10 protein-coding genes are annotated in these 13,654 nt (G+C 72.5%); 3 read left to right on the forward strand and 7 right to left on the reverse strand.

Annotated features, from left to right (window positions below):
- Positions 1 to 9: 9 nt before the first annotated feature.
- The 7 genes from EDF24_RS07760 to EDF24_RS19125 all read right to left on the reverse strand — a co-directional run bounded on the left by EDF24_RS07760 (position 10) and on the right by EDF24_RS19125 (position 8,943).
- Positions 10 to 2,676: a glycoside hydrolase family 78 protein gene (locus EDF24_RS07760; protein ID WP_123702035.1), complete on the reverse strand. Its 2,667-nt coding sequence runs from the start codon at positions 2,674 to 2,676 to the stop codon at positions 10 to 12.
- A 76-nt stretch (positions 2,677 to 2,752) separates the two neighbouring features.
- Positions 2,753 to 3,682 (reverse strand): carbohydrate ABC transporter permease, encoded by a 930-nt coding sequence (locus EDF24_RS07765; protein WP_123702037.1) that lies wholly within the window; start codon positions 3,680 to 3,682, stop codon positions 2,753 to 2,755.
- Positions 3,679 to 4,650: a carbohydrate ABC transporter permease gene (locus tag EDF24_RS07770; RefSeq protein WP_207909581.1), complete on the reverse strand. Its 972-nt coding sequence runs from the start codon at positions 4,648 to 4,650 to the stop codon at positions 3,679 to 3,681. The genes EDF24_RS07765 and EDF24_RS07770 overlap by 4 nt, the downstream gene beginning before the upstream one ends.
- Positions 4,647 to 6,059: an extracellular solute-binding protein gene (locus EDF24_RS07775; protein ID WP_185021601.1), complete on the reverse strand. Its 1,413-nt coding sequence runs from the start codon at positions 6,057 to 6,059 to the stop codon at positions 4,647 to 4,649. Before EDF24_RS07775 ends, EDF24_RS07770 begins: the two co-directional genes overlap by 4 nt.
- 183 nt (positions 6,060 to 6,242) lie before the next feature.
- Entirely contained in the window at positions 6,243 to 7,511 is a 1,269-nt protein-coding gene (locus EDF24_RS07780; protein ID WP_148070851.1) for a cytochrome P450, read from the reverse strand.
- A complete protein-coding gene (locus EDF24_RS07785) occupies positions 7,508 to 8,755 on the reverse strand; it encodes an NAD(P)/FAD-dependent oxidoreductase (protein WP_185021602.1) in 1,248 nt (415 codons plus the stop codon). Before EDF24_RS07785 ends, EDF24_RS07780 begins: the two co-directional genes overlap by 4 nt.
- Positions 8,752 to 8,943, reverse strand: a complete 192-nt coding sequence (locus EDF24_RS19125) for a ferredoxin (protein ID WP_185017414.1) — start codon at positions 8,941 to 8,943, stop codon at positions 8,752 to 8,754. The genes EDF24_RS07785 and EDF24_RS19125 overlap by 4 nt, the downstream gene beginning before the upstream one ends.
- Positions 8,944 to 9,079: 136 nt before the next feature.
- Between EDF24_RS19125 and EDF24_RS07790 the strand changes: the two genes are divergently transcribed.
- The 3 genes from EDF24_RS07790 to EDF24_RS07800 all read left to right on the forward strand — a co-directional run bounded on the left by EDF24_RS07790 (position 9,080) and on the right by EDF24_RS07800 (position 13,613).
- Complete coding sequence (locus EDF24_RS07790; RefSeq protein WP_123702046.1) at positions 9,080 to 9,922, forward strand: helix-turn-helix transcriptional regulator; 843 nt, start codon at positions 9,080 to 9,082, stop codon at positions 9,920 to 9,922.
- Positions 9,923 to 9,991: 69 nt separating this feature from the next.
- Positions 9,992 to 12,535, forward strand: a complete 2,544-nt coding sequence (locus EDF24_RS07795; protein ID WP_123702048.1) for an alpha-L-rhamnosidase — start codon at positions 9,992 to 9,994, stop codon at positions 12,533 to 12,535.
- Between the two features lie 160 nt (positions 12,536 to 12,695).
- Positions 12,696 to 13,613, forward strand: coding sequence for a metallophosphoesterase (locus EDF24_RS07800; protein ID WP_123702050.1), 918 nt, complete (start codon positions 12,696 to 12,698; stop codon positions 13,611 to 13,613).
- Positions 13,614 to 13,654 lie beyond the last annotated feature (41 nt).

The raw sequence follows: 13,654 nt of genomic DNA on the forward strand, positions 1-13,654 counted from the left end.
GACCGAAGGTCACACCGGGACGGACGCCTCCCACGTGCCGTGCGCCAGGTCGATCGGCGCGGCACCCGGCAGGTCGAGCACCGCGGTCGCCCCGACCGGGACCCGCGCGCTGACGGACAGCGTGCCGTCGGCCACCGACCAGTCGATCGAGGCGCGACCGTACGGGGTGTCGAGCGTCGCTCCCGCCGAGGTCAGCCCGCCGCCCGGCCGCGGTGCGAACCGGATGGTCCGGTACCCGGGGGAGGCGGGCGCGATGCCGGCGACCACGCGGTGCATGAAGTCGGCGACCGACCCCAGTGCGTAGTGGTTGAATGAGGTCATCCCGCCGGAGTTCACCCGGCCGTCGGGCAGCAGGGAGTCCCAGCGCTCCCAGATCGTCGTCGCGCCCTGCGTCAGCGGGTACAGCCACGAGGGGCAGGAGTCCTCCAGGAGCATCCCGTAGGCGTCGTCGAGGTGCCCGGCGAGCAGCAGCGCGTCGCAGACCACCGGGGTGCCGGCGAAGCCGGTCCCGATGCGGTGCCCGTTCTCCCGCACGAGCTCGGAGAGTCGCGCACCGACCGGCCCGGCAGCGTCGACGAGCCCGAACACGATGGCGATCGCCGACGATGCCTGGGAGTCGTCGATCACGGTGCCGTCCGAGCGCAGGAAGCGGTCCTGCCACGCGACGCGGATCCGGGACGCGACGTCCGCGTAGTGCGCGGCCTCGTCCGTGTGTCCGAGCACCGCTGCCCACTGTGCGAGCACCGACGTCGACCGGTACGAGTACGCGGTCGCGAGGCAGTACTTGTCCGCCTTCGCCGCGGCGGCGTCCTCCGGCGGCGCGAGCGGGTCGAGCCAGTCGCCGAACTCGAAGCCGTCCACACGCACGAGTGCCTCGTCCGAGGTGGCGAGCACCCCGTCCACCCAGGCCTTCGCGGACGCCCACTGGTCCTCGAGGAGCCCCTGGTCGCCGAACGCCTGGTACAGCCCCCACGGCGTCAGCGTCGCCGCGTCGCCCCACACCGCGGCGTGGTGTCCGGCTGGGTCGGAATCGGGCAGCGTCGGCACGAAGAACGGCACGCCGCCGTCCGGTCGCTGTTCGAGCGCGAGGTCGCGGAGCCACGACCGCACCACGCCGGCGCAGTCGTAGAGGAACGCGGCGGTCGGCGTGAACACCTGCAGGTCCCCGGTCCACCCGAGGCGCTCGTCGCGCTGCGGGCAGTCGGTCGGCACGTCGACGAAGTTGCCACGCATCGACCACACCACGTTCTCGTGCAGTTGTTCGAGCCGCGGGTCCGAGCAGCGGAACCAGCCGGTGCGGCGCATGTCCGAGTGGATCACCTCGGCGACGACGTCGCCCGGCTCCAGCTCGGCGCCCGGCCAGCCCTCGACCTCGGCGTAGCGGAAGCCGTGCACCGTGAAGCGCGGCTGCCACGTCCCGCTGCCGTCGTCGCCGGGCCCGGAGTAGTAGACGTCGGTGGCCTTCGCGGTGCGCAGGGGCCGGGTCGCGAGTTCGTCGTCCTGCATCACCTCGGCGTGCCGCATCGTGACGCCGAACGGCCCGACCTCCTTGTTCCGGATGCGCAGGCGCCCGGGCAGGTTCTGACCGAAGTCGAGCTGGATCGCGCCGGCGTCCCAGCGGCGCGACCACACCGGCTCGCGTTCCTCGGTCACGCGGACCACCGGCCCGTCGAAGGGGACGAGTGCCGCGTCCGGACGGTCGACGACCTCGACCGCGTCCCACGCGGCGTCGTCGAACCCGACGGCCTGCCAACCGTCGGGCTCGACCCTGCCGTCCCACTTCTCTCCGTCGTAGAGTCCGGAGAGCAGGATCCCGCCGCGCGCCGCGCGCCAGGAGTCATCGGTGCCGAACGTCTCGATCGAGCCGTCGGCGTACTCGACCTCGAGCTGGGCGATGAGCGCCAGCCGGTCGCCGTACACGTCGCGGACGCGGTCGTCCCAGGTGATCCGGCCGCGGTACCAGCCGTCGCCGAGGCGCGCACCGAGCGTGACGGTCCGCGGGCCGCCCGTGAGCATCGGCGTGGCGTCGTGCACGAGGTAGCGGACGCGGTGGCCGTACGAGGTCCACCCGGGTGCGAGTTCGGCGTCGCCGACGCGGACGCCGTCGATCGTGACCTCGTGCAGCCCGAGGCTCGCCACGGCGAGCCGTGCGCGGACGACGTCGCCCGTCAGTGTGACCTCGCGCCGGAGGATCGGGGGCGCCTGGTCGACGCGGGTGTTCTCCCGCCAGGGCGCCGCGACGAACGAGGCGGTCCAGTCGGTGTCGGACAGGAGGCCCGCCTCGACCTCCAGGGGCTCGCTCCAGTCGGTCGCGGTGCCGTCCACCCCGAGGGTGCGGACCCGCCACGTGGCGCGTTCCCGGGATGCCAGCGGGGCGAACGGCCACGGGACGAGGACCCCGGAGACGTCGACCTCGGCCACGGTGCCGGTGTCGGTCCCCGCGGAGCGGTGCAGGAGTTCGACCTCGGCGAGGCCGGGCTCCCAGCCGGAGTCGGCCTCCGCGACGTGCCAGGAGAGCCGCGGCTCGGCCGCGCCGATCCCGAGCGGTTCGCGGACGTGTTCGACGGCGAGTCCCGTCGGGGCGAGCGCTGCGGTGGGAGCCGAGCCGGGCCTCCCGTCGGTCGATGCGGAACCGGCCACCCGCCGGGCCGTCAGGATGTCTGTCGTGTCGGTCATGCGTGGTCCTTTCGTCAGTCCTTGATCCCGGACATCGTGATTCGCCCGGGTTGGATTGCATGAACGTCTTCTGCGCTCAGTCCTTGATCCCGGACATCGTGATTCCTTGAATGAACGTCTTCTGGGCGAAGAAGAACAGCACCACGATGGGGATGAGGATGATGGTCGAGACGGCCATCAGCGGGCCGACGGCGGTGTCGCCCTGGGCCCCCTGGAAGAACGTCAGGCCGAGCGACAGCGTGTACTGGCTCGACTTCGTGAGGTAGAGGAGCGGTCCGAGCAGGTCGCTCCACGATGCCAGGAACTGGAACAGCATCACCGCTGCCAGCGCCGGCTTGCAGAGCGGCAGGATCACCTGGATGAAGATCCGCAGCTCGCCGGCGCCGTCGATCCGGGCTGCGTCGGACAGTGCCTCCGGGATGCCGAGGAAGAACTGCCGCATCAGGAAGATGAAGAACGGGATGCCGAAGAACGTCGGGACGATCAGCGGCAGGTACGTGCCCGTCCATCCGATGTCGCGGTAGGCCACGAACAGCGGGACCATCGTCACGTAGAACGGCACCATCATCGTCGCGATGAGGATCGTGAAGACGCCGTTCCGCCACGGCCACCGGATCTTCGAGACGCCGTAGCCGACCATCGCGCTGGAGAGCGCGGCGCCGATCATCGACGGGACGCAGATCACGAGGGTGTTCCAGAAGTACTGCAGCAGCGGGAACGTGGCGAGCCCGTAGGAGAAGTTGCCCGTCGTGATGGTCTCCGGGAACCACTTCACCGGGAACGCCCCGATGTCCGCCTGCGTCTTGAACGCACCCGTCACCATCCAGAACAGCGGCATCAGGAACACGACGCTGAGCACGATGAGGACGGAGTGCTTCGCGATCGACTCGGCGATCTGCGGCCAGGTCCGGCGGCGGTGCCGGGGGACCGGCTTGCTCGGTGCGGTGTTCAGCCCGGGTTCGCGAGCGGCCGCCGCGGCTGCGGTCGGGTTCTGGATGGCGGTCATCGCGCCTCACCTCCGTAGTAGACGCGCCGGCCGATGATCCGGTACGCGAGGATCGAGACGGCGGCGATGATGATGAACAGCACCCACCCGACCGCGCTCGAGAATCCGAGTTGGTAGTGGTAGAACGCCGACTGGTACAGGTAGACGCCGGACACCAGGGTCGAGCCGGCTGGATCGCCGTACCCGCCCGTCATCACGAACGCCTGCGTGAAGTACTGGAAGCCGGCGATGAGGCCCGTGATCGTCGCGAAGAGCAGCTGCGGGCTGATGAACGGCAGCGTCACGTTCCGGAACTGCTGCCAGGAGCCGGCTCCGTCGAGGGACGCTTGTTCGAGGAGGTCCTGCGGCACGCCCTGGAGTCCCGCGAGCAGGATCACCATGAGGTTCCCGACGCCCCAGAGCCCGAAGAGGATCAGCGCGGGCTTGGACCAGTCCGGGTCGGAGAGCCACCCGGGCCCCTGGATGCCGAACAGCCCGAGGACGTTGTTGATCACGCCGTACTGCGGGTTGAGCACGTACGCCCAGATCACGGCGCTCGCGACGATCGGCACGATCGACGGCACGAAGAAGACCACGCGGTAGAACCCGAGGCCCTTCACCCGCCAGTTGAGCAGCAGCGCCAGGCCGAGGGCGACCGCGATGCCGAGCGGCACCGAGATCACCGTGATGAACAGGGTGTTGCCGAGGGAGAGCCACCACTGCCCGTCACCGAACAGCTGGCGGTAGTTGTCCCACCCGACCCACTGCCGGGTGCCGCCGAGCAGGTTCGCGTTCGTGAAGCTGTTCACGGCGCTGGTGATGATCGGGCCGCCAGTGAAGGCGATGAGCCCGATGATGGCGGGTGCGGTGAAGAAGAGGCCCCACAGGAACGTCTGGCGTTGCGCGCGCGTGCGCGGGATCCAGTGGGTGAACCAGGACGTCCCGCGCGGCTTCGCACCGCGCGTCGTGATGCTCCGTGTGACGCTCACGGGTGCTCCTTCCGGAACTCGTCGAGGGCCGAGTTGACCTGCGAGGCGACGCTCTGCAGCGCGCGCTCCGGGGTCGTCTTGCCGTAGATCGCGCTGCTGACGGCGACGTCGAGCGCGGTCGCGTAGGTGCTCGCGACCGGGATGGTCGGGCGGATGTTGCGGGCGGCGAGGAGCCCCTCGCGGTAGATCGCGACGTTCGGGTCCTTGCGGAACTCCTCGAGCACCGGGGACTTCGTGTAGCCGGGCAGGAGCGTGCCGTACTCGTAGTTCGACTCGGTTCCCTTGTCCGACACCGTCGCGAACTGCAGGAAGTCCCAGGCGGCGTCGTGCTCCTTGGACTCCTTCGGGATGAAGAGGTCGTAGCCGCCGAGCCAGGTGGCGCCGCCGGGCTGGCCGAGTCCCTCCGCGTAGGGGAAGAGCGCCGCGCCGAGCTCGACCTTCGCCTTGTCGCCCTGCTTGTAGACGTTCGAGCTGTCGGTCGTGGTCATCGGCGCCATGCCGACGTTCCCGCTGGCGATCGTCGGCAGGGTCTGTGACGGCGCGGTGACGGCCAGCTGGCTCGCGCCGCCGACCTTCTTCGCGTAGTCGCACATCCACTGCAGCGCCTGCACGATGTTGTCGTCGTCGGGCGTCGCAACCTGGTTGTCGTCACTCATGAACTTGCCGCCGAAGGCGAAGCCCATCGTGAACATCGAGTTGCTGAAGCCGTAGTAGTCCCACGGGATGGTGCCGATGCGGGTGACCCGACGGCCGTCCTTCGTGAGGATCGCGTCCGAGAAGCGGTCGAGCTCGTCGATCGTCTTCGGGGGTGTCTCCGGGTCGAGCCCGGCGGCGGCGAACACCTTCTTGTTCCAGAACAGCGGGAAGTTCACGTCGACGAGGATCGGGTGCGCCCAGATGCCGTCGGTCGCGGTCATCTGCTTCCAGACGGCGGGTGCGTAGTCCGCTTCGCCCAGCCCGGCCTTCGCCATGTAGCCGTCCAGGCGGGTCACGACGCCGTAGCCCGCGAACTGCGGGTACTCCTCCGGGGTGCAGAAGGCGAGGTCCGGCGGAGTGCCGGCGGCGATCGCGGTCTGCAGGCGGATCTGGGTGTTGCCGGACAGCGGTGCGTAGGTCACGCGGACGCCGGTGTGGGACTGGGACCGCTCGTACAGCTCGGCGAGCATGACCCAGGCGTTGCCGAGCGTGCCGCCCCAGATGTTGTACATCTCGACGACGTGCTCGCGACCCGATGCCGGGTCCTTGCTGAGGCGGATGCCCTGCTGGTCGGCGGCGACGGCGCCGCCGGAGATCACGGTGCAGCCGGCGAGTCCGATGGTGGCCGTGCCGGCAGCGAGTGCGGCGAGGAACGCCCGTCGGGACACGTCGCGTGCCACGGGCCTGGTGGGCGGGAATGGTGGTCTCGTCATCGAGTACCTCCGGTCGTCGTCGTTGATGATCGGGCGCCGTGGGTGGCGTTCATCGTTCGCGATGAATCGTTTCAGCGGTGTGGCGATGAATATACGCATCCGTGGTCATGGGCGCCAGTGTTAATTCACAATGATGGATGAAACTGACTGGCGGTCGGTGTTGGGCCCTTCCGTGTCCCGTGCTCAGTCCCACGCGACGACGACGGCGCCCGCCTCGTAGGTCGCCACCGGGTTCGCGAACGGCAGCGGCCGGAGTTGCTCGGCGTCGACCAGGCGGAGCCCGGGCAGGCCGGTCAGCAGCCGGGTGATCGCCAGGCGGATCTCCAGCCGGGCGAGCTGCTGGCCGATGCACCCGTGCGGACCGTGCCCGAAGCCGAGGTGCCCGAAGGCGTCCCGGTCCACGTCGAACTGCTCGGGGTCCTCGAAGCGCCGGGGGTCCCGGTTCGCCCCGACGGGGGAGACCGACACCGTCTGCCCCGCACGGACGACCACGCCCTCGATCTCCAGGTCCTCGGTCGCCGTCCGCGGGAACAGCGTCAGGAACATCGCCCCGGTGCGCATGAACTCCTCGATCGCGGGGGCGACCCGCGCCGGGTCCGCCCGGAGCCGCTCGAGCTGATCGGGATGGGTCAGGAGCGCCACCGTCGCCGTCGCGATCAGGTACGCCACCGAGTCGTGGCCGGCGCTCATCAGCTGGAAGACCATGCCCTCGAGCTCCTCGCGGGAGAAGTCCGAGGCGAGCAGGTCCGTGATGACGTCCTCGCCCGGGTCCGCCGCCCGCCGGTCGACCACCCGGCGGATGAAGTCGAACCGCTCCTGCGTCGTGGTGCCCCGGACGAAGTGCCGGGAGAACTCGGGGACCAGGTCCTCGTGCACACCGATCACGCTGCAGTGGGTCCGCGCGGCGATCGGCTGGGCGTACTCCGCGAAGAGGTCGACCGGGCCGCCGGTGCTCCGGAGGTGCTCGAGCTGTCGCTCGACGGACGCGTGCACCTCGGGCTCGCGGCCGCGCACCTGCTTCACCGAGAACCGTCCGGTCACGCCGCGGCGCATCCGCTGGTGGACGTCGCCGTCGAGCGCGAGCAGGTTCGCCGCGTCGATCGAGCGCCGGGCGGCGTCGTCGAGCGGTGGCGCGGGCGGTGACGCGGGCGGTGGCGCGGGCGGTGCAGCCGGGTCCGGGTCGTGGTCCGGCGTCGCACCCTCCGCCGGGTCCGGCGCGGGACCGCGGGGCATCCGGTGCGGCACCTGGCTGAAGCGCGGGTCCCCGAGCACCGCCCGCGCGGCGTCGTACCGCGTCACGACCAGGCCGACGTGGCCGTCCTGGTACTCGAGCGGGGTGGCCGGGCCGGCGTCCCGCCACGCGGCGAACCGCGGGGACGGTGTGAGCGGGGTGCTGTCGGCGGGCAGCTGGTGGAACGGGCATCCGGACACGGGGGCCTCCTGGGGGTTCATGCCCGCACGGGCACGGGCGCCGGCGCGGGCGCGGGCGCGGGCACGGCCGCGGATCCGGGTTCCGCCGCGGGGCGGTCGAGTTCGGTTCGGGCGCGCCGGAACGCCCGCGGTGCACCCCATCCGACGACGCCGGTGGTGGTGTCGACGCCGTCCCGCTGCACGAGCACGTCGGAGTCGTCGGGCCACGGGGACAGCGGCAGCGCGGCGTCGAAGGTGCCGGCGGCCTGGATCTGGACCCCGTGCACCTCGGACCAGAAGAACGGCGTCGGCGCGGGCGTCGCGGCGCTGCCGGTGATCGTCGCCGCGACCGAGAGCGCCTGTTCGACGGCGTTCGTCTGGTGCTCGACCCGGACGGCCCGACCGGATCGCGGGTCCCGCCATCGGGCGACGTCGCCGATCGCGTACACGTCCGGGGCGGCACGGCCGAGTTCATCGCAGCCGACGCCGTCGGAGACGTCGAGCCCGGACCCGGACCCGGCGAGCCACGAGGTCCGCGGTCGCCCGCCGGTCGCCGCGACGACGAGGTCGGTGGCGACGGAGTCCCCGTCGCCGAGGAACACCGTCGCCGCGCCGGTCCGCACACCGGCGCCGGTCGCCGCGCCGGCACCGGCGTGTGCGACACCGCGCACTCCCACGCCAGCCCGCACGTCCACCCCGTTCCCGCGGTGCAGCGTCAGCAGCCGATCGGACAACAGCGTCCCGACGGTGCCCGCGGACAACCGTCCGCTCCGCCCGACCACCACGACCTCGCGGTCGTCCCGACGGGCCGCCGAGGCGATCTCCGACCCGAGGACCCCCGTCCCGATCACGGTGACGTGCCGGGCCGTGGCCCACGCCGCCCGCAGCGCGAGGGCGTCGTCGAGGGTCCGGAGCTGCCGGACGCCGTCGGCACCGGGGAACGACGGACGGACCGCCTCGACCCCGGTCGCGACGACGAGCACGTCGTACGGCAGCAGCTCGTCCCCGACCTCGACGCGGTGCGCGAGCGGGTCGAGTGCCGTGGCGGCGGCACCGCTCCGCAGCGTCACGTCGAGCTCCCGCAGCGCGGCGGCCGTCCGGAGCGTGGCGCGTGCCGGCTCCCACGACCCGGCGAGCACCTGCTTCGACAGCGGCGGCCGGGCGTACGGATCGTGTGGTTCGGCGCCGACCAGCGTGATCGGCCCGGTGTGCCCGGCGGCCCGCAGCCCCTCGGCGCAGGTGACGCCCGCGACCGAGGCGCCGACCACGACGACGTGCACGCTCACTCCTCGATCGTGATCGCGCGCGCCGGGCAGAGCGCCGCGGCACGTCGGGCGTCGGGCTGGTCGGGCCCGTCCGGCCGCTCGACCAGGAGTTCGACGATCCCGTCGTCGTCCTGGTCGAACAGCTCGCCGGCGACGAGGGCGCACTGGCCCGCCCCGACGCACGCACTGGTGTCGGCGATGATCCGCATGGTGCCTCCCGTGGCTCCGCCGGCCGTGTGTCGACCGGTCCCGTCGACGCTAGGTCGACGATCGCGCGCAGCCCATGGGGTGAGCGACCACAACATGGATGTTCCGGTCACCACGGGCAGCAGCTACCCTCGCTGCATGGACGAAGGCGTCGGCCCCGTGGTGGTCGCGGCGAACTGGTACCGCTTCCGCGCCGGGGAGCGGATCCGGCACGAGCGCGTGCGGAGCGAGTGCTTCCTGTGGGTGCTCGGCGGCACCGGCCGGGTGCGCTCGCGCGACGAGTGGTTCACGCTGTCGGCGGGCGCGGTCCTCCGCCTGCCGTGGGACCACGACGTCGAGTACCGCGCCGACGCCCGCTCGCCCTTCCGCCTCGGCACCGTGCACGTGGTGCCGCGGCACGCACGCGGCGTCCCGGTCGTCCCCGCCGTCGCGCACCAACCGGGCGACCCGCTGTACGCCTCCGCGGCCCGCGACGGCGACGCCGGTCACCCGGTGCACTCCGTGGCGTCGACGGCACTGGCGCGCCGGATCGCCTCGCTCGGCCGGTACACGGTCGAGCGCTTCGGGGAGGAGGCGTGGGACGAGTCCGCCAGCCGCGCACTCGGTGCGCTCTTCCGTGCCGAGTCGGTGCACACCACCGGCCAGGGTGACGGGATCCCCGCCGCACTCGAACGCATGACCGCCTTCGTGACCGAGCGCCTCGACACGCCGCTCACGGTCGGCGACGTGGCCGCTGCGGGCGGGTGCAGCGTCTCCACCGCCGGTCGCCTGTTCGCCGCGCACCTCGGCACGTCGGTCGCCGCGTGGATCCGGAACGCCCGGATGCGGGAGGCCGCTGAACTCCTCCGCACGAGCGGACTCCGCGTCGGCGAGGTCGCCCGGGCCGTCGGCTTCACCGACCCGCTGTACTTCTCGCGCGTCTTCCGTGCGACGTTCGGGGAACCGCCGAGCCTCTACGGGCTCGGGCAGATCCGCCCTTGACACGAGGCGCCCGGGCAGTGAATCGTTTCACGCGGTCGGTGCGCCGGTGCACCGCGGCATGGAGGAGCGATGGAGCCCCTGGGCACCACGGACGGTCGGATCGACGCGGTCGGCACCGCTGACCAGGGGGTGCGGTTCGCCTGGACGCCGACCGGACCGCAGACTGCGGTGCGCGTCGTGGTCCGGGATGGCGACGCGGTCGTCTGGGACTCCGGCCCCGTCGCGACGTCCGAACCGTGGCTGCGATCGCCGAGCGGCGTCCGGTTCGCACCGTGGCGACGACACGGTTGGGAGGCCCGGATCGACTCCGGCGCGTCCGTCACCACCGCACGCGGAGCGTTCACACCCGCCCCCACCGACGAGCGCGCCTGGCACGACGCCGACTGGGTCGCGGCGACCGACGGTGCGCCCGAGACCGACCACGCGCGGGAGCGGTCGCGGGACGGCAGCCTCGCGGCACCGGTGCTCGCCCGGACGATCGCTGCGGGGGCTCCCGTCACCCGTGCGCTCCTCGCCGTCACCGCCGGCGGGCACGTCGACGTCCGCGTCGACGGACGCCTGGCCACGGACGAGGTCCTCTCGCCGACGACCACGCACTGGGACCAGCGGGTCCAGGTCGTCCTGCACGACCTGACGCCCGCGTTCGCCGACGGCGGCGGGCACGACCTCGGGCTCGAACTCGGCCGTGGGTTCTTCGGCATGACGAACGCGAACGTCTGGGCGTGGGAGCGCGCGCCGTGGCACGCCGAGCCGCGCGTCCGGGCGCTGCTGCGGCTGGAACGCGAGGACGGGGCAGTGGAGGTGATCGGCACCGGGCCCGACTGGACCGCCCGACGCGGGACGATCCTCCTGGACGACCTGTACGGCGGCGAGATCCACGATCTCCGCCGTCGACCCGGCCGACCGTCCGCCGGGGCCATGCGCCCCGCCGTCGTCGTGCCCGGACCCGGCGGCCGGCTCGAAGCGCGGCTCGAACAGCCGATCCGCGTCGTCGAGGAACTCGTCCCGGACTCGGTGGTCGAGACGGCACCGGGGGAGTGGGTCGTCGCGTTCCCCCGCGTCATCGCGGGGTGGGTGCGCCTCCGCCTGCCCGGTGGTGCTGCCGGCAGCACCGTGCGGATCCGGTACGGCGAGCGGCTCCGCGCCGACGGACTGCCGAACGCCGACGACGAGAAGCACTACTTCGCGGACGGCTTCCAGACGGACGAGGTCACGCTCGACGACGACGCCGTGACCTGGGAACCGCGGTTCTCCTACAAGGGGTTCCGGTACGTGCAGGTGTCCGGATGGCCCTCGGACGCCGGACCCGCCCCGTCCGACGTCGTGGCGTGCGTCGTCCGCACCGACGCCGCCGTCACGAGCACGTTCACGGTCGACGACGACCTGCTGCAGTGGATCCACGACGCCACCGTGTGGACCATGGAGAACAACCTGCACGGGTACCCGACGGACACCCCGAAGTACGAGAAGAACGGGTGGACCGGGGACGCCGCCGTCGGGGCGGACATGTTCCTGACCGACCTCGACGCCGCGGCCGTCCTCACGAAGTGGGTCGGCGACCTCGCCGAGACGACCACGCCGGGTCACCCGCCGGCGCTCATCGCCCCGAATGCCGGGGTCTTCGGCGTCGACGAACGGGCACCCGTCTGGCACGCCGCGCTCGCGACGGTGCCGTGGGACCTGTACCGGCACACGGGGGACCCGGCCGTGCTCGGGGCGCACGTCGAGACCATCGAGGAGTACGCCCGCTTCGAGCTGTCCCGCTCGCCCGGCGGGATCGCGGACACGATCCTCGGCGACTGGGTCGCACCGGGCACGGACCCCGGCGGCGGCAACCCACCCGAGGACTCCCGCGTCCCGGCGACGGCGTTCCTGGTCCGGATCCTCGACACCGTCGCCCGGATCGACGACGTGCTCGGCCGGGACGGCTCGTGGGCGGCCACCGCAGCCGAGGACGTGCGACGCGCGTTCGTGGACGCGTTCGTCGTCGACGGTGTCGTGCGAGGTCCGCGCGACGAGGGGTTCCGGCAGTCACACCAGGTGCTCGCGCTGGCGTTCGACGTGGTGCGCTCGCCTGCCGACCGGGCGTCCGTCGCGGCGGCGCTCGCCGCGGACGTCCGGGCCCGAGGAGACCACCTGGACACCGGGGCGATCGGGACGAAGTGGCTGCTCCCGGTGCTGACCGACGCCGGGTACGCGGACGTCGCGCTCGCGGTCGCCCGGCAGACGACGGTGCCGTCGTGGGGTGCGTGGTGGGCGGCCGGCGCGACGTCGACCTTCGAGCACTGGGACCTCGCCGCGCGGTCGCACGGGCACTACTTCCTCGGCACGGTCGACGACTGGCTCACCGGGTACGTCGCCGGGCTGCGGCCGGTGTCGCCCGGGTGGCGGCGGCTCCTCGTCGCGCCGGCCGTGTGCGGGGCCGTCGGGGCAGCGTCGTGCTCGGTCCGGACGCCGTACGGGACGGCGGGGGTGCGGTGGTCCGCTGCGGGTGGGGTCGTCACCCTGACGGTCGACGTGCCGCCGGGGACGACGGCCGAGGTCCGACTGCCCGACGGTTCATCGACGGAGTTCGGCCCCGGGTCGCACACCGTGTCGAGCGCGCTCGCTTGACGGGCCGTCGAGTTGATGCGTCGAGTTGATGCGTCGAGTGCGCAGACGTTGCGGCCGAGCTGCCCTTGGTGCGCAGGTGCTGCGCACTCGATCACCGCCGGGCGCAGTGGCCGGGGGCCGTGCCCAGCGGGCTGAGCGCTCCGGTCGCTAGCGTGGCGCCATGCAGCCCCCCGCTCCCGGCACGCTCCGCGTCCTGCACCTGTCCGACACCCACCTGACCGGCGACGGTGCCCTGCACCAGGGGACGGTCGACACCACGGCGGTGCTCGACACGCTGCTCGAACGACTCGACGCGGTCGAGGGGGTCGGCCTCGTCGTCGTCTCCGGGGACGTCTCCGAGGACGGTTCGCCCGAGTCCTACGCGGTGCTCCTCGAGCGCGTCGGGGGCTGGGCGACCCGACACGGCGCGGCCCTCGTCACGGTGCCGGGCAACCACGACAGGCGCGAGGGGTTCCGGCAGGTCCTCGCGAACGGGCACGTCCTCGGCGAGGGCGGCCGCCCCGTGATGCACACGATGGAGTACCACCCGCCGACCGTCCCCGTCTGGGGTCAGTCGCTCGTCGCCGGGCGTCGGGTGCTCACCGTCGACACGAGCGTCCCCGGTGCCGGCTACGGCACCCTGAGCGAGGAGACCCTCCACCGCCTCCGGACGGCACTCGCCGAGGACGCGGGCGCGCCGCACGGGTCGATCGTCGTGCTGCACCACCCGCCGCTGCCCGCGCCGACCGCCCTGCACGAAGCGCTGCGACTGCAGAACCCGGGCGACCTGGCCGACGTGCTCCGGGGCTCGGACGTGCGGGTCGTCCTGGCCGGGCACTACCACCACCACTTCGCCGGCAGCATCGGCGGGGTGCCGGTCCTCGTCGCCCCGGGCGTCGCGAACGACACCGACGTGATCGGCGCGTACGGCTCCGAGACGGCGTACGTCGGCACGGGCGCGCTGGTCGTGGACGTCGCCGAGGACGGCTCGCTCTGGTCCACCCCGGTCCGGGTCCCCGTCGCGGGAGCAGACACCGTGGCCGTGCACCACGACACCGACGCGGTCGCGGCGATCATCGCCGAAGCCGGCGCGCACTGAAGCCGGCGCACTGAAGCCGGCGCACTGAACCCGGCGCACTG

The organism is Curtobacterium sp. PhB130 (assembly GCF_003755165.1).
Taxonomy (GTDB): Bacteria; Actinomycetota; Actinomycetes; order Actinomycetales; family Microbacteriaceae; genus Curtobacterium.